This window comes from Streptococcus sp. 1449 (assembly GCF_013276805.1).
GTDB lineage: Bacteria > Bacillota > Bacilli > Lactobacillales > Streptococcaceae > Streptococcus > Streptococcus pseudopneumoniae.
The window spans coordinates 1-24,294 of sequence record NZ_VMLS01000001.1; the positions used below are offsets into that span (position 1 = coordinate 1).

At 40.0% G+C, this 24,294-nt stretch carries 22 protein-coding genes and 4 pseudogenes; 22 read left to right on the forward strand and 4 right to left on the reverse strand.

Features of this window, described 5'->3' with window-relative positions:
- Positions 1-4: 4 nt before the first annotated feature.
- A protein-coding gene (locus tag HT687_RS00005; RefSeq protein ID WP_172922684.1) for an IS630 family transposase occupies positions 5-1,052 on the reverse strand; the annotation gives its coding sequence in 2 pieces (ribosomal slippage) (positions 5-560 and positions 559-1,052; 1,050 coding nt in all).
- Positions 1,053-1,277: 225 nt separating this feature from the next.
- Between HT687_RS00005 and HT687_RS00010 the strand changes: the two genes are divergently transcribed.
- From HT687_RS00010 to HT687_RS00055, 10 genes are all read left to right on the forward strand, one after another.
- Positions 1,278-1,691, forward strand: coding sequence for a GNAT family N-acetyltransferase (locus tag HT687_RS00010; protein WP_166731177.1), 414 nt, complete (start codon positions 1,278-1,280; stop codon positions 1,689-1,691).
- 429 nt (positions 1,692-2,120) lie between these two features.
- Positions 2,121-2,321: a F0F1 ATP synthase subunit C gene (locus tag HT687_RS00015; protein ID WP_001054562.1), complete on the forward strand. Its 201-nt coding sequence runs from the start codon at positions 2,121-2,123 to the stop codon at positions 2,319-2,321.
- A 34-nt stretch (positions 2,322-2,355) separates the two neighbouring features.
- Positions 2,356-3,072, forward strand: a complete 717-nt coding sequence (atpB, locus tag HT687_RS00020; RefSeq protein ID WP_000392851.1) for a F0F1 ATP synthase subunit A — start codon at positions 2,356-2,358, stop codon at positions 3,070-3,072.
- Between the two features lie 13 nt (positions 3,073-3,085).
- A complete protein-coding gene (gene atpF, locus HT687_RS00025; RefSeq protein ID WP_023941012.1) occupies positions 3,086-3,580 on the forward strand; it encodes a F0F1 ATP synthase subunit B in 495 nt (164 codons plus the stop codon).
- Entirely contained in the window at positions 3,580-4,116 is a 537-nt protein-coding gene (locus HT687_RS00030) for a F0F1 ATP synthase subunit delta (protein ID WP_023941011.1), read from the forward strand. Before atpF ends, HT687_RS00030 begins: the two co-directional genes overlap by 1 nt.
- A 14-nt stretch (positions 4,117-4,130) precedes the next feature.
- On the forward strand, positions 4,131-5,636 hold the full coding sequence (gene atpA / locus HT687_RS00035) for a F0F1 ATP synthase subunit alpha (protein WP_023941010.1): 1,506 nt from the start codon (positions 4,131-4,133) through the stop codon (positions 5,634-5,636).
- A gap of 15 nt (positions 5,637-5,651) precedes the next feature.
- Entirely contained in the window at positions 5,652-6,530 is an 879-nt protein-coding gene (locus tag HT687_RS00040) for a F0F1 ATP synthase subunit gamma (protein ID WP_000301223.1), read from the forward strand.
- 85 nt (positions 6,531-6,615) lie between these two features.
- Positions 6,616-8,022: a F0F1 ATP synthase subunit beta gene (atpD, locus tag HT687_RS00045; protein WP_000094361.1), complete on the forward strand. Its 1,407-nt coding sequence runs from the start codon at positions 6,616-6,618 to the stop codon at positions 8,020-8,022.
- A 10-nt stretch (positions 8,023-8,032) separates the two neighbouring features.
- Positions 8,033-8,452 (forward strand): F0F1 ATP synthase subunit epsilon, encoded by a 420-nt coding sequence (locus HT687_RS00050; protein WP_000068041.1) that lies wholly within the window; start codon positions 8,033-8,035, stop codon positions 8,450-8,452.
- A 118-nt stretch (positions 8,453-8,570) separates the two neighbouring features.
- Complete coding sequence (locus HT687_RS00055; RefSeq protein ID WP_007285142.1) at positions 8,571-8,744, forward strand: hypothetical protein; 174 nt, start codon at positions 8,571-8,573, stop codon at positions 8,742-8,744.
- Here HT687_RS00055 and HT687_RS00060 read toward each other — a convergent pair.
- Positions 8,741-9,754, reverse strand: a complete 1,014-nt coding sequence (locus tag HT687_RS00060; RefSeq protein ID WP_000665636.1) for a lactonase family protein — start codon at positions 9,752-9,754, stop codon at positions 8,741-8,743. The genes HT687_RS00055 and HT687_RS00060 overlap by 4 nt on opposite strands.
- Positions 9,755-9,897: 143 nt before the next feature.
- Between HT687_RS00060 and HT687_RS00065 the strand changes: the two genes are divergently transcribed.
- The 5 genes from HT687_RS00065 to HT687_RS00085 all read left to right on the forward strand — a co-directional run bounded on the left by HT687_RS00065 (position 9,898) and on the right by HT687_RS00085 (position 14,558).
- Complete coding sequence (locus HT687_RS00065; protein ID WP_000435449.1) at positions 9,898-11,064, forward strand: AI-2E family transporter; 1,167 nt, start codon at positions 9,898-9,900, stop codon at positions 11,062-11,064.
- On the forward strand, positions 11,054-12,283 hold the full coding sequence (locus HT687_RS00070) for a tetratricopeptide repeat protein (RefSeq protein ID WP_001065939.1): 1,230 nt from the start codon (positions 11,054-11,056) through the stop codon (positions 12,281-12,283). The genes HT687_RS00065 and HT687_RS00070 overlap by 11 nt, the downstream gene beginning before the upstream one ends.
- Positions 12,284-12,428: 145 nt before the next feature.
- A complete protein-coding gene (locus HT687_RS00075; protein ID WP_000120831.1) occupies positions 12,429-13,070 on the forward strand; it encodes an amino acid ABC transporter permease in 642 nt (213 codons plus the stop codon).
- A 9-nt stretch (positions 13,071-13,079) separates the two neighbouring features.
- A complete protein-coding gene (locus HT687_RS00080; protein WP_000891768.1) occupies positions 13,080-13,709 on the forward strand; it encodes an amino acid ABC transporter ATP-binding protein in 630 nt (209 codons plus the stop codon).
- 12 nt (positions 13,710-13,721) lie between these two features.
- Entirely contained in the window at positions 13,722-14,558 is an 837-nt protein-coding gene (locus HT687_RS00085) for an amino acid ABC transporter substrate-binding protein (protein WP_166732075.1), read from the forward strand.
- 277 nt (positions 14,559-14,835) lie between these two features.
- Here the strand turns inward: HT687_RS00085 and HT687_RS00090 are convergent, their stop codons facing one another.
- Positions 14,836-15,183: a thiol reductase thioredoxin gene (locus HT687_RS00090; protein WP_050090142.1), complete on the reverse strand. Its 348-nt coding sequence runs from the start codon at positions 15,181-15,183 to the stop codon at positions 14,836-14,838.
- A 110-nt stretch (positions 15,184-15,293) separates the two neighbouring features.
- Positions 15,294-17,012: a phospho-sugar mutase gene (locus HT687_RS00095; protein ID WP_172924027.1), complete on the reverse strand. Its 1,719-nt coding sequence runs from the start codon at positions 17,010-17,012 to the stop codon at positions 15,294-15,296.
- A 290-nt stretch (positions 17,013-17,302) separates the two neighbouring features.
- Here HT687_RS00095 and HT687_RS12135 point away from each other — a divergent pair.
- From HT687_RS12135 to HT687_RS12140, 7 genes and pseudogenes are all read left to right on the forward strand, one after another.
- A pseudogene (locus HT687_RS12135) lies at positions 17,303-17,407 on the forward strand (YSIRK-type signal peptide-containing protein); the annotation flags it as partial.
- A 1,807-nt stretch (positions 17,408-19,214) separates the two neighbouring features.
- Positions 19,215-20,336: pseudogene (locus tag HT687_RS11645) on the forward strand (MucBP domain-containing protein).
- Positions 20,294-20,602: pseudogene (locus tag HT687_RS00115) on the forward strand (cell surface protein); the annotation flags it as partial. The pseudogenes HT687_RS11645 and HT687_RS00115, both read left to right, overlap by 43 nt.
- Positions 20,603-20,632: 30 nt before the next feature.
- Positions 20,633-21,694 (forward strand): annotated as a pseudogene (locus HT687_RS11650) (hypothetical protein); the annotation flags it as partial.
- Positions 21,695-21,796: 102 nt separating this feature from the next.
- Positions 21,797-22,447 carry an LPXTG cell wall anchor domain-containing protein gene (locus HT687_RS12265; RefSeq protein ID WP_031233605.1) on the forward strand — a complete coding sequence of 217 codons (651 nt, stop codon included), beginning with the start codon at positions 21,797-21,799 and terminating at the stop codon, positions 22,445-22,447.
- Between the two features lie 222 nt (positions 22,448-22,669).
- Positions 22,670-23,539 carry an aquaglyceroporin Gla gene (gene gla / locus HT687_RS00140; RefSeq protein WP_023933475.1) on the forward strand — a complete coding sequence of 290 codons (870 nt, stop codon included), beginning with the start codon at positions 22,670-22,672 and terminating at the stop codon, positions 23,537-23,539.
- A gap of 467 nt (positions 23,540-24,006) precedes the next feature.
- Positions 24,007-24,129, forward strand: a complete 123-nt coding sequence (locus HT687_RS12140; protein WP_275690316.1) for a hypothetical protein — start codon at positions 24,007-24,009, stop codon at positions 24,127-24,129.
- Positions 24,130-24,294: the final 165 nt, after the last annotated feature.

The following is a 24,294-nucleotide window of genomic DNA, read 5'->3' on the forward strand; positions in this document are numbered from 1 at the left end:
ATACTCATCTACTTTCAAAAAGCATTCTAGTCCATCTCCGATTAACGATGGACGTTATCACCTCCTTCTCCAGTCCTTGTATAACATCTTGAAGTTGATTCATGACATCTTCCAAAGTTCGAAAGGCTTTATTCTTAAATCCACGTTTACGAATCTCTTTCCACACTTGTTCAATGGGGTTCATCTCTGGTGTGTATGGAGGAATAAAGGTAAAGCCAATATTAGTCGGAATCTTTAAGGTACTTGATTTATGCCATATGGCATTGTCCATAACGAGTAAAAGATAATCATCTGGATAAGCTTGTGAAAGCTCTTCTAAAAAGGCGTTCATCCACTCAGTATGACATCCACCAGCGATTAAGAAAAATGATTCGCCTGTATGGGCATCAACAGCTCCATAACAATAGCAAAATTCTCGTATATAGTGACTATGGACATGTGGACCTACTCCTATTGGAGCCCAACAAGATCCCAGTTTACTGATTCTACCGAAACCAGCCTCATCTTGGTACATCAAGCGAACCTTACGAAAATGCCTACTGGTTTTAAAGCGCTTTCTGAGCTTCTTGAATTGAGATTTTATTTTTAGACGCGACAATGGTTTGAGAGTCTACTTTCTTGGGATGTGCTGGACGTGGCCTAATATTTCGCCAACCATGGTGCTTCAAGAGTTGATAGAAGGTATCACGTGTGTAGGAAGAACCTAACTCCTTTTTATAAGCCTGAAATAAGGCATCAATTGTAACAAATTCTCCTGCCTCTGCAGCCTTCAAATGACGGGCAAGAAAGGCTTTCTCTTCCTCAATTGTCATATGTGCATGGTTACGACCACCACGTATTTCTTGAAGGAGAGAATCGCGTCCGAACTCCTCATATTTTTTTACAGTTGGCCAAATCGTTGTTTGATTACAGTCTAAAAACTCTATAATCTCTTTATAAGATTTACCCATCAGACGAAATAGAACGATTTGAAGGCGTTTATGATATTTAGCTGTACGAGAGTCTCTTAAAAGTGTTTTGATAGCTTGGATTTCTTCTTTAGTTGATTTCATATTACTACTATATAATGCTTTTTAATTTTAGTTTAGTATGAGCTGACTTCGTCAGTTCTATCTACAACCTCAAAACCATGCTTTGAGCAACCTGTGGCTAGTTTCCTATTTTGCTCTTTGATTTTCATTGAGTATTAGATGTATAGTGCATTGAAGTTAAAATAGTATACTTTGGTTTCTAAGACATTGTTAGAAATTAGATTAAATTCCTTAATCGATTTGCGCATGTTTTATTTTATTTCACTATACTTTAGATTGAAAAATAAGGATTCACATAAATCGCAAGAAATAGGGAATCTGATTCGTGTTTATAACCGTTCAAAAAGAGAGGAAGCTGAAAGTGAGCCACTTAATCTTTATGTCGAAGATGAAAAGGGCAATCTCCTGGCAGGTTTGATAGTAGAGACTTTTAGAAATTGGCTAGAAATCGAGTATTTATTTGTAAAAGAGGAACTGAGAGGGCAAGGAATCGGTTCAAAACTATTGCAGCAAGCAGAAACTGAAGCTAAGAATCGAAACTGTCGTTTTGCCTTTGTCAATACCTACCAGTTTCAAGCTCTTGATTTTTATAAAAGGTATGGCTACAAGGAAGTCTTTAGGTTACAAGACTATCCCTACATTGGGCAAAGATATTATTAGCAAAAGAATCTGTAAGGTGAGTATGGAGGTATAATACAAAGAGAGGCTCGCACATAAGTATGGAGGTGGACTGATGTATATGAGTAACTATCGATAAATACCAGTTATAACCTAGAAATTGTGTCTTTCTGGGCAATATTGGGTACAATGCAATGGCAGCTGAGAAATTGGGAATCAAGGCTTATCGGGTTAAGAAAAGAAGTGATGTGGTTGATATCTTAAAACAATTTATTTAAACTAAAAACTCTCTATCTTTTTAAATTGACATTAATCCGAGATTCCCCTCTCGAGTTTTTCAGAATAGAGTGAAATCCGAAAGAAAATGGAAATAATTTTTATTAAACGCTTCCAATAGCGGTTAAAAGTTGACAAATTTAAATTTTAGGACTACACTAAGTAAGTAAATTTTATTTTAAAGGAGAATTCGTTATGAATTTAACATTTTTAGGCTTATGTATTGCCTGTATGGGCGTATCTGTCGGTGAAGGTTTATTGATGAATGGACTGTTTAAATCAGTAGCACGCCAACCAGATATGCTTTCTGAGTTTCGTAGTTTGATGTTTTTAGGTGTTGCCTTTATTGAAGGAACTTTCTTTGTAACTCTTGTCTTCTCATTTATTATCAAATAAATACATGGAACGAGAAGAAAAGGGAGGATTTTAGATGGAAGAAAGTATTAATCCAATCATCTCTATTGGTCCTGTTATCTTCAATCTGACTATGTTAGCCATGACCTTGTTGATTGTGGGAGTTATTTTTGTCTTTATTTATTGGGCAAGCCGCAATATGACCTTGAAACCCAAAGGAAAGCAAAATGTACTTGAGTATGTCTATGACTTTGTTATTGGATTTACAGAACCTAACATTGGTTCGCGCTACATGAAAGATTACTCACTCTTTTTCCTTTGTTTATTTCTTTTCATGGTGATTGCCAATAACCTTGGCTTAATGACAAAGCTTCAAACGATCGATGGGACTAACTGGTGGAGTTCGCCAACCGCTAATTTACAGTATGACTTAACCTTATCTTTTCTTGTCATTTTGTTGACACATATAGAAAGCGTTCGTCGTCGTGGATTTAAAAAAAGTATAAAATCTTTTATGAGTCCTGTTTTTGTCATACCGATGAATATCTTGGAAGAATTTACAAACTTCTTATCTTTGGCTTTGCGGATTTTTGGGAATATCTTTGCAGGAGAGGTCATGACGAGTTTGTTACTTCTTCTTTCCCACCAAGCTATTTATTGGTATCCAGTAGCCTTTGGAGCTAATTTGGCTTGGACTGCATTTTCTGTCTTTATTTCCTGCATCCAAGCTTATGTCTTTACTCTTTTGACATCTGTGTATTTAGGGAATAAGATTAATATTGAAGAGGAATAGAAAGGAGTAACTGATGCACGTAACAGTAGGTGAATTGATTGGTAATTTTATTTTAATCACTGGCTCTTTTATTCTTTTGCTAGTCTTGATTAAAAAATTTGCATGGTCTAATATTACAGGCATTTTCGAAGAAAGAGCTGAAAAAATTGCTTCAGATATTGACAGAGCTGAAGAAGCCCGTCAAAAAGCAGAAGTATTGGCTCAAAAACGCGAAGATGAATTGGCTGGTAGCCGTAAAGAAGCTAAGACAATCATTGAAAATGCAAAGGAAACAGCTGAGCAAAGTAAGGCTAATATCTTAGCAGATGCTAAACTAGAAGCAGGACGCTTAAAAGAAAAAGCAAACCAAGAAATTGCTCAAAACAAAGCTGAAGCTTTACAAAGCGTTAAGGGTGAGGTAGCAGATTTGACCATCAGCCTAGCTGGTAAAATCATCTCACAAAACCTTGACGGTCATGCCCATAAAGAACTCATTGATCAGTATATCGATCAGCTAGGAGAAGCTTAATGGACAAGAAAACAGTAAAGGTAATTGAAAAATACAGCATGCCTTTTGTCCAATTGGTACTTGAAAAAGGAGAAGAAGCCCGTATCTTTTCAGACTTGACTCAAATCAAGCAAGTTGCTGAAGAAACAGGTTTACCTTCTTTTTTAAAAAAAGTGACAGTAGATGAGTCTGACAAGAAAAAAACGATTGCTTTTTTCCAAGACTCTGTGTCACCTTTATTACAAAACTTTATCCAGGTTCTGGTCTACAATCACAGAGCAAATCTTTTTTATGATGTGCTTGTAGATTGCTTGGACCGACTTGAAAAAGAAACAAATCGATTTGAAGTGACGATTACTGCTGCTCATCCTCTAACTGATGAACAAAAGAGTCGTTTGCTCCCTTTGATTGAGAAGAAAATGTCTCTGAAAGTAAGGAGTGTAAAAGAACAAATCGATGAAAGTCTCATTGGTGGTTTTGTTATTTTTGCCAATCACAAGACAATTGATGTGAGTATTAAACAACAACTTAAAGTTGTTAAAGAAAATTTGAAATAGAAAGTGGTGTTCTTTTGGCAATTAACGCACAAGAAATCAGCGCTTTAATTAAGCAACAAATTGAAAATTTCAAACCCAATTTTGATGTGACTGAAACAGGTGTTGTAACCTATATCGGGGACGGTATCGCGCGTGCTCATGGCCTTGACAATGCCATGAGTGGAGAGTTGTTGATCTTTGAAAACGGCTCTTATGGTATGGCTCAAAACTTGGAGTCAACAGACGTTGGTATTATCATCCTAGGTGACTTTACAGATATTCGTGAAGGCGATACAATCCGCCGTACAGGTAAAATCATGGAAGTCCCAGTAGGTGAAAGTCTGATTGGTCGTGTTGTGGATCCGCTTGGTCGTCCGGTTGACGGTCTGGGAGAAATCCACACTGATAAAACTCGTCCAGTAGAAGCGCCAGCTCCTGGTGTCATGCAACGTAAGTCAGTCTCAGAACCATTGCAAACTGGTTTGAAAGCTATTGACGCCCTTGTACCGATTGGTCGTGGTCAACGTGAGTTGATTATCGGTGACCGTCAGACAGGGAAAACAACCATTGCGATTGATACAATCTTGAACCAAAAAGATCAAGATATGATCTGTATCTATGTCGCAATTGGACAAAAAGAATCAACAGTTCGTACGCAAGTAGAAACACTTCGTCAGTACGGTGCCTTGGACTACACAATCGTTGTGACAGCCTCTGCTTCACAACCATCTCCATTGCTCTTCCTAGCTCCTTATACTGGGGTTGCCATGGCGGAAGAATTTATGTACCAAGGGAAGCATGTTTTGATTGTATACGATGATCTATCAAAACAAGCGGTAGCTTATCGTGAACTGTCACTCTTGCTTCGTCGTCCTCCAGGTCGTGAAGCTTTCCCAGGAGATGTCTTCTACCTTCACAGCCGTTTGCTTGAGCGCTCAGCTAAAGTTTCTGATGAACTTGGTGGTGGATCAATTACAGCTCTACCATTTATCGAGACACAAGCAGGAGATATCTCTGCCTATATCGCAACCAACGTGATTTCTATCACTGATGGACAAATCTTCCTTGGTGATGGTCTCTTCAATGCGGGTATTCGTCCAGCCATCGATGCGGGTTCATCTGTATCGCGTGTAGGTGGTTCTGCACAAATCAAAGCCATGAAGAAGGTTGCTGGTACACTTCGTATCGACCTTGCTTCATACCGTGAGTTGGAAGCTTTCACTAAGTTTGGTTCTGACTTGGACGCAGCAACACAGGCTAAGTTGAACCGTGGACGTCGTACCGTTGAGGTCTTGAAACAACCTGTTCACAAACCCTTACCTGTTGAGAAACAAGTAACCATTCTCTATGCTTTGACACATGGTTTCTTGGATACTGTTCCAGTAGATGATATTGTTCGTTTCGAGGAAGAGTTCCATGCCTTCTTTGACGCTCAACATCCAGATATTTTGGAAACCATTCGTGATACAAAAGACTTGCCAGAAGAAGCAGTCTTGGATGCTGCGATTACAGAGTTTCTCAATCAATCTAGCTTCCAATAAGAATAGAGGTGTCAGATGGCAGTATCTCTAAATGATATTAAAACAAAAATCGCCTCAACAAAAAATACGAGTCAAATCACTAATGCCATGCAAATGGTATCAGCTGCTAAGCTAGGTCGCTCTGAAGAAGCTGCTCGCAACTTCCAAGTTTACGCTCAGAAAGTTCGCAAACTTTTGACAGATATTCTTCATGGTAATGGAGCTGGTGGCTCAACCAATCCCATGCTGATTAGCCGTCCTGTGAAGAAGACAGGCTATATCGTCATTACTTCAGATCGCGGTTTGGTTGGAGGTTATAATTCCTCTATTCTGAAAGCCGTTATGGAGTTGAAAGAAGAATACCACCCAGACGGTACAGGTTTTGAAATGATCTGTATTGGTGGAATGGGAGCTGATTTCTTTAAGGCTCGTGGTATTCAACCACTTTATGAACTACGTGGCTTGGCAGACCAACCTAGCTTTGATCAAGTTCGTAAGATTATTTCAAAAACTGTTGAAATGTACCAAAATGAACTTTTTGATGAACTCTATGTCTGCTATAACCATCATGTCAATACGCTAACCAGTCAAATGCGTGTGGAACAAATGCTTCCGATTGTTGACTTGGATCCAAATGAAGCGGATGAAGAGTATAGCTTGACTTTTGAATTGGAAACCAGCCGAGAAGAAATTTTGGAGCAGTTATTGCCTCAGTTTGCAGAAAGTATGATTTACGGTGCCATTATCGATGCCAAGACAGCTGAGAATGCTGCTGGTATGACAGCCATGCAAACAGCGACTGATAATGCTAAGAAAGTCATCAATGATTTGACAATTCAGTATAACCGTGCCAGACAGGCGGCGATTACACAAGAAATTACAGAAATCGTAGCAGGTGCTAGTGCCTTAGAATAGGCTCTAGTCCAGCTCGTATGAAAATGAACTTAGGATCTAGTTGAGCTAGGAACCGACAGTATCTTATATAGAATAGGAGAAGGAGATGAGTTCAGGTAAAATTGCTCAGGTTATCGGTCCCGTTGTAGACGTCTTGTTTGCAGCAGGGGAAAAACTTCCTGAGATTAACAATGCACTTGTCGTCTACAAAAATGACGAAAGAAAAACAAAAATCGTCCTTGAAGTAGCCTTGGAGTTGGGAGATGGTATGGTCCGTACTATCGCCATGGAATCAACAGATGGGTTGACTCGTGGAATGGAAGTATTGGACACAGGTCGTCCAATCTCTGTACCAGTAGGTAAAGAAACTTTGGGACGTGTCTTCAACGTTTTGGGAGATACCATTGACTTGGAAGCTCCTTTTACAGAAGACGCAGAGCGTCAGCCAATTCATAAAAAAGCTCCAACTTTTGATGAATTGTCTACCTCTTCTGAAATCCTTGAAACAGGGATTAAGGTTATCGACCTTCTTGCCCCTTACCTTAAAGGTGGTAAGGTTGGACTTTTCGGTGGTGCCGGAGTTGGTAAAACCGTCTTAATCCAAGAATTGATTCACAACATTGCCCAAGAACACGGTGGTATTTCAGTATTTACCGGTGTTGGGGAACGTACTCGTGAAGGGAATGACCTTTACTGGGAAATGAAAGAATCAGGCGTTATCGAGAAAACAGCCATGGTATTTGGTCAGATGAATGAGCCACCAGGAGCACGTATGCGTGTTGCCCTTACTGGTTTGACAATCGCTGAATACTTCCGTGATGTAGAAGGCCAAGACGTGCTTCTCTTTATCGATAATATCTTCCGTTTCACTCAGGCTGGTTCAGAAGTATCTGCCCTTTTGGGTCGTATGCCATCAGCCGTTGGTTACCAACCAACACTTGCTACGGAAATGGGTCAATTGCAAGAACGTATTACATCAACTAAGAAGGGTTCTGTAACCTCTATCCAGGCTATCTATGTGCCAGCGGATGACTATACTGACCCAGCGCCAGCAACAGCCTTTGCTCACTTGGATTCAACAACCAACTTGGAACGTAAGTTGGTACAATTGGGTATCTACCCAGCCGTTGACCCACTTGCTTCAAGTTCACGTGCCTTAGCACCTGAAATCGTTGGAGAAGAGCACTATGCAGTTGCTGCTGAAGTAAAACGCGTTCTTCAACGTTACCATGAATTGCAAGATATCATTGCTATCCTTGGTATGGATGAACTTTCTGATGAAGAAAAGACCTTGGTTGCACGTGCCCGTCGTATCCAGTTCTTCTTGTCACAAAACTTCAACGTTGCGGAACAATTTACTGGTCAGCCTGGTTCATATGTTCCAGTTGCTGAAACTGTACGTGGCTTTAAGGAAATCCTTGATGGTAAATACGACCACTTGCCAGAAGATGCCTTCCGTGGTGTAGGTTCTATCGAAGATGTGATTGTAAAAGCTGAAAAAATAGGATTTTAAGAGGTGATCTATGGCTCAGTTAACTGTCCAGATCGTGACACCAGATGGTCTCGTCTATGATCACCATGCCAGCTATGTATCGGTTCGAACTCTGGATGGTGAGATGGGGATCTTGCCACGACATGAAAATATGATTGCGGTTTTAGCAGTTGATGAAGTAAAGGTAAAACGTATTGATGATGAAGATCACGTGAACTGGATTGCAGTAAACGGCGGTGTTATTGAAATTGCCAATGATATGATCACAATCGTCGCTGACTCTGCAGAACGTGCTCGTGATATCGATATCAGTCGTGCAGAACGTGCCAAACTTCGTGCAGAACGTGCAATTGAAGAAGCACAAGACAAACACTTGATTGACCAAGAACGTCGTGCGAAGATTGCACTGCAACGTGCCATTAACCGTATTAATGTCGGAAATAGACTATAAGAAAAAATGAACTTGAAAATTCCAAGTTCATTTTTTTATGGTGTTTTATACTCAATAAAAATCAAAAAGCAAACATAGGAAGTTAGCCATAGGTTGCTCAAAACATAGTTTTGAGGTTGTGGATAGAACTGACGAAGTCAGCTCAAAACACAGTTTTGAGGTTGTGGATAGAACTGACGAAGTCAGCTCAAAACACAGTTTTGAGGTTGTGGATAGAACTGACGAAGTCAGTAACCATACCTACGGTAAGGCGACGCTGACGTGGTTTGAAGAGATTTTTGAAGAGTATTAAGGAGCAAAACGGATGCAGACTGCTTCGGGAACATGGAAGTCGTTGGAGAGTTCTGCTAGACGACCATTGTCACAATTACGTTTAAAGACAGTTGCATTGTCAGAGTCTTGGTGGACAGCAATGAGAAATTTTTGGTCAGGTGTCAAATCAAAATCACGTGGAGTCTGACCATGTGTTGGAACGATTTCTAATAACTCTAAGCTACCGTCCGCAAGGATGGTATATACTGCGATAGAATCATGACCACGGTTAGAAGCGTAGAGGTATTTACCGTCTGTAGAGAGACGAATAGCAGCGGTTCCATTAAAGCCTTCATAACCGTCTGGTAGAGTTGAAATCACTTGCATACGTTCAAATTCGCCAACGCCATCGTAGATTAGAACCTCGATAGTGCTATTGAGTTCACAAATCAGATAAGCGATTTTATAGTGGTTATGGAAAACGATATGACGTGAGCCCGCTCCTGGCTGGCTATTGTAGGTATAGAGTTTAGATAATTTCCCTTCTTGATCAAGGTCATAAGTGATAACTTGGTCAGTACCCAAGTCGCAGGTCACTAGATAGTGGTCAGGTGTTAAATCTGTATAGTGAACATGGGGGGAAGCTTGATTTTCATGTGGACCTTGGCCACTGTGTTGATCCATATCACTAAGTAGAAGACTCCCATCCTTCTGACGTTTATAAACAAGGACCTGTCCCTTGTGGTAGTTGGCTGCATAGACCAAATTACGCTTTTCATCAACGGCAACATAACAGTGGGGAGCTCCTTTTTCAACGACGTGATTTAATAAAGCCCCGTCAGTTTGATAGGCTGCAATCCCTCCCTTATCGTCTTGACTACCAACAGTGTATAGGTGTTGGTGCTGGTCAAAGGCAAGGTAGGTTGGACTTGGCTCAGCTGTAAAAAGTTCTAGATTTGAAAGCTGACCAGTTTCTGTATCAAAGTCAGCCTTGTAAATCCCTTGGGAAGTACGACGTGTGTAAGTTCCAAAATAAACAGTTTCTTTCATAACTTTACCTCTATATAAAGATAAGACTATTATATCACAAAAACAAGCCAATTAAAGACATCCAATTAGATGTAAGCACTTTAAAAAAGAGTTATTTTGATTTAAAAATGGTATAATGAGAGAACGATAGAAAGGAAGTATTTATGGAACAAAAAGAGAAACATTTTAGCCTGTCTTGGTTTTTCAAGTGGTTTTTGGATAACAAGGCCATTACGGTATTTTTGGTAACCTTATTATTGGGACTGAATCTTTTTATTTTAAGTAAGATTAGTTTTCTATTTTCACCTGTTTTAGACTTTTTGGCAGTTGTGATGCTGCCAGTTATTCTATCTGGTTTACTATATTATTTATTAAATCCTATTGTTGATTGGATGGAGAAGCATAAGGTGAATCGTGTCATAGCTATCACTATTGTCTTTGTCATCATCGCTATCTTTATCATTTGGGGCTTGGCAGTAGCTATTCCAAATCTGCAACGTCAGGTTTTGACCTTTGCAAGAAACGTTCCTGTTTACTTAGAAGATATAGATAGGATTGTTAATGGATTGGTAGCCCAGCACCTGCCAGATGATTTCAGACCTCAGTTAGAGCAGGTTTTGACAAACTTCTCTAGTCAGGCTACAGTTTGGGCAAGTAAAGTTTCATCTCAGGCAGTCAACTGGGTGAGTGCCTTTATTAGCGGAGCTTCTCAAGTGATTGTTGCCTTGATTATCGTTCCTTTCATGCTCTTTTATCTCTTGCGTGATGGGAAAGGCTTGCGTAACTATTTGACCCAATTTATGCCAAGAAAATTGAAGGAACCTGTTGGACAAGTTTTATCAGATGTGAATCAACAGTTGTCCAACTATGTTCGAGGGCAAGTAACAGTGGCTATTATTGTAGCAGTAATGTTTATGATTTTCTTCAAGATTATTGGTCTACGCTATGCAGTTACGTTGGGGGTTACTGCTGGTATTTTAAATCTGGTTCCTTATCTTGGTAGCTTTCTAGCCATGCTTCCTGCCCTAGTATTGGGGTTGATTGCTGGTCCAGTTATGCTTTTGAAAGTAGTGATTGTCTTTATCGTAGAACAAACTATTGAAGGCCGTTTTGTCTCTCCATTGATTTTGGGAAGTCAATTAAACATCCATCCCATTAATGTTCTCTTTGTTTTGTTAACTTCAGGATCTATGTTTGGTATCTGGGGAGTTTTACTTGGTATTCCAGTTTATGCCTCTGCTAAGGTTGTCATTTCAGCCATTTTCGAATGGTATAAGGCAGTCAGTGGTCTATATGAATTAGAGGGCGAGGAAGTCAAAAGTGAACAATAGTCAACAGATGTTACAGGCTTTGGAGGAGCAAGATTTAGCCAAGGCTGAGCACTATTTCGTCAAAGCTTTAGAAAATGATCCAAGTGACCTTCTGTATGAGTTGGCAACTTATCTTGAAGGAATTGGTTTTTATCCTCAGGCAAAGGAGATTTACCTGAAAATTGTAGAGGATTTCCCAGAGCTTCATCTTAATCTAGCTGCAATTGCTAGCGAGGATGGTCAAATCGAAGAAGCCTTTGCTTATCTTGAGGAAATCCAAGCTGACAGTGACTGGTATGTTTCGGCTTTGGCTTTGAAGGCAGATCTTTACCAGATGGAAGGTTTGACAGATGTGGCGCGTGAGAAATTGCTGGAGGCTTTGACCTACTCAGAGGATCCTCTCTTGATATTGGGTTTGGCAGAGTTGGATAGTGAGTTGGAAAATTACCAAGAGGCCATTCAAGGCTATGCCCAGTTAGATAATCGTACTATTTATGAGCAAACGGGCATTTCCACCTATCAACGAATTGGTTTTGCCTATGCCCAGTTAGGGAAATTTGAAACGGCTACTGAGTTTTTAGAAAAAGCCCTGGAGTTAGAATACGATGACCTAACAGCTTTTGAGTTGGCCAGCCTTTACTTTGATCAAGAAGAATACCAAAAAGCCACCCTTTACTTTAAGCAGCTTGATACCATTTCTCCTGACTTTGAAGGCTATGAATATGGTTATAGCCAGGCCTTACATAAGGAACATCAAGTTCAAGAAGCCCTGCGTATCGCTAAGCAAGGCTTAGAGAAAAATCCCTTTGAAACTCGCCTCTTGCTAGCTGCTTCGCAATTCTCTTATGAATTGCATGATGCAAGTGGGGCAGAAAATTATCTCCTAACAGCTAAAGAAGACGCTGAGGATACAGAAGAAATCTTGCTTCGTTTAGCCACTATTTATCTGGAGCAGGAGCGTTATGAGGATATTCTAGACTTGCAGAGCGATGAGCCAGAAAATCTCTTGACCAAGTGGATGATTGCTCGTTCCTATCAAGAAATGGACGATTTGGATACTGCCTATGAGCATTACCAAGAGTTGGCAGGAGATTTAAAGGACAATCCAGAGTTTTTGGAACACTATATCTATGTCTTGCGTGAATTGGGCTACTTTGAGGAAGCAAAAGTCAATGCACAAGCTTACTTAAAACTGGTTCCAGATGATGTGCAAATGCAAGAACTGTTTGAGAGATTGTAAGAATGTTTAAACATATAGAACTGTAGTTTATCTCTTTTGATAGCTACGGTTTTTATTTGTATATGATAGAATTTTTTTGCAAAAATGGTTGGTTATTTTGTTTATTCATGCTATAATAGGAACAATTACTTTTAGGAGGTGCAGTATGTCTTATTTATTTGAGATATTACCGAGTTTACTGAATGGTGCGAGCACGACTGTACAGGTCTTTGCACTGGTCTTGCTATTTTCGATTCCTTTGGGCGTTTTGATTGCCTTTGCCTTGCAAGTCCATTGGAAGCCCCTCCATTATCTGATTAACATTTACATCTGGGTTATGCGTGGCACCCCCTTGCTCTTGCAATTGATTTTTATTTATTATGTGCTCCCAAGTATTGGGATTCGTTTAGACCGCCTTCCTGCAGCTATTATTGCCTTTGTTTTGAATTATGCGGCTTACTTTGCAGAAATTTTCCGTGGGGGAATTGACACTATTCCAAGAGGACAGTATGAGGCAGCCAAGGTCTTGAAGTTTAGCCCTTTTGACACAGTGCGCTATATTATCTTGCCCCAAGTGACCAAGATTGTTCTTCCTAGTGTCTTTAACGAAGTTATGAGTTTGGTCAAGGATACCTCTCTGGTCTATGCTCTAGGAATTTCTGATCTTATCTTGGCTAGTCGAACAGCTGCCAACCGTGATGCTAGTCTGGTTCCTATGTTCTTGGCAGGAGCCATTTACTTGATTTTGATTGGGATTGTGACAATTATTTCCAAAAAAGTTGAGAAGAAGTATAGTTATTATAGATAGGAGGCTGCCATGTTAGAATTACGAAATATCAATAAAGTCTTTGGAGATAAACAAATCCTGTCTAATTTCAGTCTAAGTATTCCTGAAAAGCAAATCCTGGCTATCGTTGGACCTTCTGGTGGAGGTAAGACAACTCTTTTACGTATGCTTGCAGGTCTTGAAACTATTGATTCAGGGCAAATCTTTTATAATGGAGATTCCTTAGAGCTGGATGAATTACAGAAGCGCAATCTACTGGGATTTGTCTTCCAAGATTTTCAACTGTTCCCTCATTTATCAGTTCTGGACAATTTGACCTTATCGCCTGTGAAGACCATGGGAATGAAGCAGGAGGAGGCTGAGAAGAAGGCGAGTGGACTCTTGGAACAGTTAGGATTAGGAGGACACGCAGATGCCTATCCTTTCTCGCTATCTGGTGGGCAAAAGCAGCGGGTGGCTTTGGCGCGTGCTATGATGATTGACCCAGAAATCATTGGCTACGATGAACCAACTTCTGCCCTGGATCCAGAATTACGCTTGGAAGTGGAAAAACTGATCTTGCAAAATAGGGAACTTGGCATGACCCAGATTGTGGTAACCCATGATTTGCAGTTTGCTGAAAATATCGCAGATGTATTATTGAAAGTAGAACCTAAATAGGAGGAAAAATGGATGAAAAAATGGATGCTTGTATTAGTCAGTCTGATGACTGCTTTGTTCTTAGTAGCTTGTGGGAAAAATACTAGCGAAACTAGTGGAGATAATTGGTCTAAGTACGAGTCTAACAAGTCTATTACTATTGGATTTGATAGCACTTTTGTTCCAATGGGATTTGCTCAGAAAGATGGTTCTTATGCAGGATTTGATATTGATTTAGCTACAGCTGTTTTTGAAAAATACGGAATCACAGTAAACTGGCAACCGATTGATTGGGATTTGAAAGAAGCTGAATTGACAAAAGGAACGATTGATCTGATTTGGAATGGTTATTCCGCTACAGATGAACGCCGTGAAAAGGTGGCATTCAGTAACTCATATATGAAAAATGAGCAGGTATTGGTGACCAAGAAATCATCTGGTATCACGACTGCAAAGGATATGGCTGGAAAGACATTAGGAGCTCAAGCTGGCTCATCTGGTTATGCGGACTTTGAAGCAAACCCAGCGATTTTAAAGGATATTGTCGCTAATAAGGAAGCTAATCAATACCAAACCTTTAATGAAGCCTTAATTGATTTGAAAAATGATCGAATTGACGGTCTATTGATTGACCGTGTCTATGCAAATTATTATTTAGAAGCAGAAGGCGTTTTAAACGATTATAATGTCTTTACAGTTGGACTAGAAACAGAAGCCTTTGCGGTTGGAGCCCGTAAGGAAGATACAACTCTGGTTAAGAAGATAAATGAAGCTTTTTCTAGTCTTTACAAGGACGGTAAATTCCAAGAAATCAGCCAAAAATGGTTTGGAGAAGATGTAGCAACCAAAGAAGTAAAAGAAGGACAGTAAGATAAAATAGTGGCTGAGACTACGTTTTGATTAGCAAAACGTAGTTTTTTTGTAATCTAGGAAAACGATAATAGCGATTGAATCTGGATAATTGAATATGGAATAGCCCACTGTGATTTCTAAAACATTGTTAAAAATTGATTTGACTTCCAAAATTAAAATGTGCTGTAATGAAATGCTGATGTAACTGTTTTAGAAACAATAAAACGCATAATATCAAGGTTTTTGCACCTTACATTATGCGTTTTTGTAATTTTAAGACTTGTTAGCTGATTTTTTACAATCCAGCAAAGTCCTTGATTTCTTGTGCTGACATTGAAGAGTCGCAACGGACGTTGATTTGTCCATCTGCAACGTGAACAAATCCTGGTACAGTTGGGATTCCGTAGCGTGAGCGGAATGCTTGCAACTCATTGAGTTGGCTTGCTTCTTCACTATTGATGAAGTAGATGTGAGCTTTGGTTTCAGCTACGACACCTGCCAAAGTACCTGCAAATTTACGGCAGTAAGGGCAAGTTTTACGACCGATAAAGAAAGTGGCAGTTTCTTTTTTATCAAGAGCTTCTTGCGCACGCGCAACTGTAGTGACTTCAAGGTCTTTAATGTTATCTAAAAATTGTTCCATGAGATTACCTCGCTTTCATTGATAAGTCTAGTATGCCATAAAGTTTCTAAAATTGCTTAGATTTGATACGAAAAAAAGATGAGATTGTTTGGTCTCATCTTTTTAGGTCTTTATTTTATAAAAGCATTGATTTCTGCTTCGATGTTAGCAATTTTAGCTTGTGATTCTTCGTTGGTTTCACCTACAACTGCAATGTAGAACTTGATTTTTGGTTCTGTCCCTGAAGGGCGAACGGCAATCCATGAACCGTCAGCAAGTGTGTATTTCAACACATCGCTTGGAGGAGTTGTCAAGTTTGTAACAGTACCGTCAGCAGCAGTAGCTGTTTGAGCTTTGAAGTCTTCTACGACAGTGATAGCTGTTGTGTTCCATTCTTTTGGAGCATTGTTACGGAATTTAGCCATAATCGCTTTGATTTGTTCAGCACCATCGACACCTGAAAGGGTAACAGAGATTGTCTTTTCTGCGTAGTAGCCGTACTCTTTGTAGATTTCTTCGATACCGTCAGCAAGTGTCAAACCACGTGAACGGTAGTAGGCAGCAAGTTCAGCAACGACAAGAACAGCTTGGATAGCGTCTTTATCACGTACAAATGGTTTAATCAAGTAACCGAAGCTTTCTTCAAATCCCATCATGTATGTGTGATTGTGTTTTTCTTCGAATTCTTGGATTTTTTCAGCGATGAATTTGAAACCAGTCAAGACGTTGAACATAGTTGCGCCATAGCTTTCAGCAATCTTCGTTACCAAGTCAGTTGATACGATAGATTTGCAAAGGGCTGCATTTTCAGGAAGAGTTCCAGCATTTTTATGAGCTTCCAAGATGTATTTAGCCATGATAGCACCGATTTGGTTACCTGAAAGGTTGAGGTAGCTACCATCTTTTTGAAGAACTTCAACACCAACACGGTCAGCGTCTGGGTCAGTTGCCACAAGAACATCTGCACCAACTTGACGACCAAGGTCTTCAGCAAGGGCAAAGGCTGCTTGGCTTTCTGGGTTTGGAGATTTTACAGTTGAGAAGTCAGGATCAGCAGTTGCTTGCACTTCAACGACTTGAACTGAGTCAAATCCTGCTTGGGCAAGAGCACGACGAGCCAACATTTCACCAGTACCATGAAGTGGTGTGTAGACAATTTTCATGTCTTTACCGAATTCTTCAATCAAGGCTGGGTTGATGTTTACGTCCTTAACTTCTTTAAGGTATTCTACGTCAACAGCTTCGCCGATAACTTCAATCAAGCCAGAAGCCTTTTCAGATTCCACATCAGCAACTTCAACTGCAAATGGGTTTTCGATTGCACGGATATAAGTAGTCAAAGCGTCCGCGTCGTGTGGAGGCATTTGTCCACCGTCTTCACCGTAAACCTTGTAACCGTTAAATGGAGCAGGGTTGTGGCTGGCTGTGACCATGATACCTGCGAAACAGTTGAGGTGACGAACTGCAAATGATAGTTCTGGAGTTGGACGAAGGCTTTCAAATACGTAAGATTTGATGCCGTGTTTAGCAAGAACTGCCGCAGATTCAAAGGCAAACTCAGGTGAGAAGTGACGGCTATCGTAGGCGATTGCTACACCGCGTTCTTTCTCGTTTCCACCTTTTGACTCAATCAAACGAGCCAATCCTTCAGTAGCTTGACGAACAACGTAGATGTTGATGCGGTTTGTACCAGCACCAATCAAGCCACGCATACCTGCAGTACCAAATTCAAGATTTGTATAGAAGGCATCTTCCTTTGTTTTTTCGTCCATATTTTCCAAATCTTGACGAAGATAGTCAGGAAGCTCCGCAAAATCAACCCATTTCTGGTAATTTTCTTGGTAAGACATTAAAATTCTCCTTTTTGTAAATTGTTTTAACCGTTCACATTATAGCACTTTTTAGCATTTTAGTAAAACGGTAGCATAAGTTTTTAGTCAATGAGCGAAGAAGACTGTACTATTCATAATTTTGATTTAAGTGTGTTAATTACAAACCGAAATGACAAGTCAAGTTTATCCTATTTGTAGTCTCTAAAAAATTGAAATTAAACCTTATTCGTTGTATAATTTAAAATGAGGATTATTATATAAGATCTGTTATAATATATATCTTTTGATATATATATATGGAGGTAGTCATGAATAGTCCAGAAAAACAATTAAAATACAGTATTCGAAAAGTGAGTGTCGGTGCAGCTAGTGTTGTCATTGGGGCGCTCTATCTTTTGATGGGAGCTGGGATTGCTCATGCTGAGGGCGTGGAGTCAGCGAGGGAAGCTGAGAGGACAGCAAACCCGACAGATCCAGGACAGTCTGGAATTGGAGAGCCAGAAAACAAGACTGACCTCAGTCATACTGATGCAGCAGCAAACACCTATAATGCTCCCGTAGCTGACAATCCGCTAGTAACTCCAGAAAGTACGAAACCTCGTACTCGTAGTAAAAGAGAATTAGCTGATGGGGAGTCAAGTGATTCATCGAATGGAGCTACAGGAACTGAATCAGAGCCGACTTCTGGAAATGAGGGAGGTTCAGACACAGCAGATACTGATTCAGATTTACTGGATGCCAATCGTAAGGGTGACACAGTAAAAGAACACCAGCCCGGGGTCATTGTGCCTAAAGATGGAGAGACAGGTGGGGATGATAAGAATGCCCATCTGAAATTTGATACTCCTAAGGAAAATCTGACTCTCGAACAATTATGGGATATTGTAAAAAATATGCCAGACGACTTCCAAAATAATGAACGTTCTTACTTGCGTAGTATGAACACCCTTGGGGATGCTCTTAGATTTAAAAACGGCAAAGTCAGTGAAGATGGTACAGGAGATAAATTACAAGATGGTGAAATAAGAGAACTTGATTCTTTCGGTGGATGGACAGCGATTGCAGGTAAAGATGGCAGACCAGGTAAATTCGTTATTGGTAAGAAAAATGCAGATGGTTACTTTACAGGTTGGTATAAGAAAGAAGATGGTACGATTGAACAAGGTGGTATGCTTGGGGCAGATGCCTTAGATAACATCTTTGTGCACGAACAAGCATTAGACCGTCGTTTTAAATACATGCTTATGCTTGTTAAAGGACGTACACGAGCTAATCGTGACGAGACGGTTTCAGATAATTCGAAGTATGATCCACGTGCTCAAAATGAACGTGCTAATAAGAACTCCACCGAATTTAAGAATCTCCCATTTTTAGAAAAAGATAAGTATAATAAATATTCTCCAGGTGTAGTTGGATATAATGGGATAGAGAAGCAGTTTACTGCCTTTTCTCCTGGCTTCGGAAGCCGTGTTCGTGTGGAATTTGTGACAGGATATATCTCAGATATTAATGGTTCTAAAGGAACCTATCGAGTAGTCATTAAAACTAAGGATACTGCTGGCCAAGAGAAGACGGTATACGATGAAACCATTCACCGTGTAGCCGAAATCGTTCAAAATGAAAACTTGTACAAAAAAGGTTTAAATGTAGAACTGGCGAATTTCCAAATTTCCAAATTTTTTAAAGATGAGTTTAAATCTCGTGTTAATAAAATTCGTAATGAGAAAATAAAATTTACTCCATTACACCGTAAACCCAGAAGATATTATACAGAAGAAGATACCAAACTGTACAATCAATTGGAAGCAGAAGCTAGGGAAGAAGTTAAAAAACAAGGCGATATTGTATTAAATGTTACGGAAGACTTCTTAAGTATAGAAAAATCAAAAGAAAGAGATTCAGAGTGGGGAAAAACATTCACAAGCACATCTCAGTCAACTTCAAAGCTATCAAACGAATTAAATAATTTATTGAAAGTTGCTGATAAAGATACTCCTAATACCCCAACTTGGCTAAACTCAAGCACTCCTCCAGCTAAAGCTGATGACAGAGTATATAAACTACTGAGGACTCTTATACCAGGTGCTAAGAAAATTACCTATCATGTTAAGGATGATCAGCTAGAAGTAGAAACAGAAAAATACACCTATCTCGCCGCTAGAAATGGTAGTAAGGAAGCAGGTATTCAAGGGTCAGATATAGAAGCAACTGCAAGTGCAGATACATATGGTGTTGATTCCCAAACCTTTGAGAGAGACAATACAAATACAAAAGCAAATAACCTTAATAAAGGTTGGGCTAGATCTGATTCTGAAGACTTCAAACATTTCTCACACTTTGTAGGGGTAGACAAAGGAATTGTGCGAACGAATGTACTGACTGATAAACAACTATCTGATAAGATTAAGGACGCAGTGGGTCCTGGAGATAGCAATCTAGGAAAAGGTGGCTACTTCTCTACTGGGGATGTTTTATTAGCAAAAGATGTTGTTTCTTATACCGTACAAGTATTTTCAGAGAATAATGACAGAGTAGGGGTAAATCCTCAAAGTCACCGTGTTCAGTATAATCTTCCAATTCTCGCTGACTTTTCAGTCATCCAAGATACTGTGGAACCATCACGAACCGTTGTTGAAAAAATCATTCCAAAACTAAATATTCCCGAAGAAGAGAAAAAGAAAATAACCGAAGAAATCAAGAAAAAGAAGAAAACCTCAGAATTGGCAGAACTAATCTCAGGAAATGTGAAAGTTCGCTATGTTGATGAACAAGGGCATTTGCTATCATTGAAAAATGATACTGGAATTGGAGAAAAAGAAAGTGACGGAACCTACATTACCAATAAAAAACAACTGATTGGTACTAGCTATAATGTCACAGATAAAAAACTCAGCACTATCTCAACGACTAATGGGAAACATTATAGAGTCAAAAGAGATTTGGGGGAAAATTCTGCCCCTACTGAAGGAAATATCGTAAGCGGGGTAAGAACGGTAACTTATGTATATGAGGAACGTGAAGCGCCTACTACTGCTACAGTAACAGCCAATTACTATAAAGAAGGTACCCAAGAGAAGTTGGCAGAGTCTGTTGTACAAGCTGATTTAGCGATAGGTTCTGAGTATACTACAGAAGCAAAAGTTATTGAAGGAAAAACAACAACTGAGGACAAAGAAGACCGAGTTATCACAAGGAAAACAACATACACCTTGGTAGCAACTCCTGAAAATGCCACAGGAACTGTACCAGAAGACGGTGCAACCGTTAACTACTACTACCGTGAGAATGTTGAGGAAACAGTGGTTCCTAAAACAGCCACCACTACTGAGACGAAGACTATAACGCGTACCATTCATTACGTTGATAAAGTTACGAACCAAACTGTCAAAGAAGATGTTGTTCAACCTGTAACCTTAAGCCGTACAAAAACTGAGAACAAGGTAACAGGAGTTGTAACCTACGGTGAATGGACAACAGGAAACTGGGACGAAAAAGTTTCACCATCAGTAGAAAACTATGGTCCAGCCGAAACAGCTACGGTTTCTTCTGCGACCGTCACATCAGTAAGCAAAGATGAGACAGTCGTTGTGAAATATCCGCAAGCTACAGAAGATGTTAAAGAAACTAAAACTGTTACCCGTACCATCAAGTATGTCGATAAAGCCAACGAAACAACCGAAGTAGCTAGCCCAGTTACGCAAACAGTTGAATTAACAAGAACTAACAAGCGTAATAAAGTGACGAAAGTCGTGACAGAAGGAACTTGGTCAACAGGCAACTGGGACGAAAAAGTTTCACCATCAGTAGAAAACTATGGTCCAGCCGAAACAGCTACGGTTTCTTCTGCGACCGTCACATCCGCAAGCACAGATGAGACAATCGTTGTGAAATATCCGCAAGCTATAGAAGATGTTCAAGAAACCAAAACTGTTACCCGTACCATCAAGTATGTAGATGCGACTGATGAAACAACAGAAGTAGCTAGCCCAGTTACGCAAACAGTTGAATTAACAAGAACCAACAAGCGTAATAAAGTGACGAAAGTCGTGACAGAAGGTGAATGGACAACAGGTACATGGGGTTCTCAAGACTCTCCAACTGTAACCAACTATGACGCCCCAGATAAGGCAACTGTAGCGGAAACAGCTGTAACATCAACAACTACAGATACAACCGAAGTAGTGAAATACCCACAAGCTACAGAAGATGTTAAAGAAAGCAGAACTGTTACCCGTACCATCAAGTATGTCGATAAAGCCAACGAAACAAAAGAAGTGGCAACACCAGTTACGCAAAGCGTCACCTTAACGCGAACCAACAAGCGTAATAAAGTGACGAAAGTCGTGACAGCAGGAGACTGGTCAACAGGTACATGGGGTTCTCAAGACTCTCTAACTGTAACCAACTATGACGCTCCAGATAAGGCAACTGTAGCGGAAACAGCTGTAACATCAACAACTACAGATACAACCGAAGTAGTGAAATACCCACAAGCTACAGAAGATGTTAAAGAAAGCAAAACTGTTACCCGTACCATCAAGTATATAGATGCGACTGATGAAACAACAGAAGTAGGTAGCCCAGTTACGCAAACAGTTGAACTAACAAGAACCAACAAGCGTAATAAAGTGACAGGTAAAGTAACAGCAGGAGACTGGTCAACAGGTACATGGGGTTCTCAAGACTCTCCAACTGTAACCAACTATGACGCCCCAGATAAGGCAACTGTAGCAGAAGCAACTGTAACGTCAACAACTACAGATACAACCGAAGTAGTGAAATATCCGCAAGCTACAGAAGATATTAAAGAAAGCAAAACTGTTACCCGTACCATCAAGTATGTAGATGCGACTGATGAAACAACAGAAGTAGCTAGCCCAGTTACGCAAACAGTTGAATTAACAAGAACCAACAAGCGTAATAAAGTGACGAAAGTCGTGACAGAAGGTGAATGGACAACAGGCAACTGGGACGAAGTCGTATCGCCAGAAATTGAAAATTATGGTAAACCAGATTTACCAAAAGTATCGAATGCAGAAGTAACAGCAGATTCAAAAGGTACGACTATTTTGGTAAGGTATGACCGTTTATCAAGACCAGAAAAACCAATTCCAGAAATTCCAAGTCCTCAGGAACCAGGTGCTCCAGGTGAACCGACTCCAGACAAACCAAACCCACAACCAAATCCAGAGCATCCAAGTGTTCCGACACCAAACCCAGAACTACCAAATCAAGAGACTCCAATACCAGAGCTAACTCCAGAACCAGGTACTCCAAAAACTGAAATTCCAGTGAGTCCAGACCCAGAAGTTCCGACTTCTGAGACAAATAAAAGAGAGGAATTGCCAAACACAGGTCCAGAAGCGAATGCTACCTTGGCTAGCGCTGGTATCATGACCTTATTAGCTGGTCTAGGATTAGGATTCTTCAAGAAAAAAGAAGATGAAAAATAATAGATTTTAGAATCTAGGAACAAGGAAAAGCTCACAGATGTGGGCTTTTTCCTGGTTTTGAGAACGAGGTCTTTCGAGAAGATTAAAAACGCTTACAAGTTCATTAGACTGGGAAACTCTGAATCCTATTTTTTTAAAAATATTTCCAGAAATCAGTTGCTAAATAGGGTAAAAATTGATAGAATAAAGAATATCTAAAAAATTTTAAGGAGAATCTAGCAAATGGATTTCACATGGGCACTGAAATATGCCACTGAATTTTTGGGAACTGCCATTTTGATCATTCTTGGGAATGGTGCAGTTGCCAACGTTGAACTTAAAGGTACGAAAGGTCACCAAAGTGGCTGGCTCGTCATCGCTGTTGGTTATGGTATGGGGGTTATGATCCCAGCCTTGATGTTTGGTAACGTATCTGGGAACCACATCAACCCTGCTTTCACTCTAGGACTTGCAGTTAGCGGTCTTTTCCCTTGGGCACAAGTGGTACCTTACATTATCGCGCAAGTCTTGGGGGCTATCTTTGGTCAAGCCTTAGTTGTGGCAACACACCGTCCATTCTACTTGAAAACTGAAAACCCAAATAACATCTTGGGAACTTTCTCAACTATTTCAAGTATTGACCATGGTACAAAAGAAAGTCGCTATGCAGCAACTGTCAATGGTTTGATTAATGAGTTTGTTGGTTCATTTGTTTTGTTCTTTGCAGCTCTCGGTTTGACTAAAAACTTCTTTGGTGCTGAAGTGCTTCAATACATGAAACAAATGGCAACACAAGCAGGACAGACAGTTGATTTTTCTGACTTGGCTATTAAAGCACAGGTGGCTCCACACACTGCTTCAGGACTTTCTGTGGCTCACTTGGCACTTGGATTCCTCGTTATGGCTTTGGTAACATCACTTGGAGGACCTACAGGACCTGCCTTGAACCCAGCTCGTGACTTGGGGCCACGTCTCCTTCATGCTTTCCTTCCGAAATCAGTTCTTGGTGAGAATAAAGGCGATTCAAAATGGTGGTATTCTTGGGTACCAGTAGTAGCACCTATTGCAGCAGCAATTGCGGCAGTAGCTGTATTCAAATTCCTTTATCTCTAAGAAATAGCTCCTTTAACATTTGAGTGAGCACCATTTATAAGTAAGAGAGGATCAGATTGGTTCTCTCTTTTTGATTTTTCAGGGAAATGAAAGAAAATCGACACAAACTCCTCTCCAGCAGTGGTTTAAAAGTCTCAGTGGGTTATTCCAACTTTAATGGGCTATAGTAGGTTGCAGTTGAAATAATAGACCCTTTTTCTCAAACATTGTGAGAAATTAGTTTGAATTCCCCAATCAAATTGTGCAGTTTTCATTCTACTATATATTATATTATCGGAGATGGGTTCCCTATCTTGTAAGTCTGCTTTATAGTGGGTTGAAGTTGGAATAGTCCGCCCTTCTTTCTCGAACATTGTGAGGAATTGATTTGCCTTCCTCAACAAAATGTTCAGTTTCTATTTCATTTTACTATAAAATAAGCGATTAGGGGGGCTATTCTTCGACCTACATTGACTCTGCTGAGTCCTATGATTGTTATCGTTTTATCTGCAATTTTATACTCAATGAAAATCAAAGGGCAAACTAAGAAGCTAGCCGCAGGTTGCTCAAAGCACTGCTTTGAGGTTGTAGATAGAACTGACGTGGTTTGAAATGATTTTCGAAGAGTATAAAGTCGCAACAACTGTGTCAATTGCACCAATTTAGTAAGAAAGTATAAAAAAAGAACACCCCGAAAGGTGCTCTGTATAAGTATAGTAATTCTTTCGAATTAACGTTTACTAAATTGTGATGCTTTACGAGCTTTCTTAAGACCT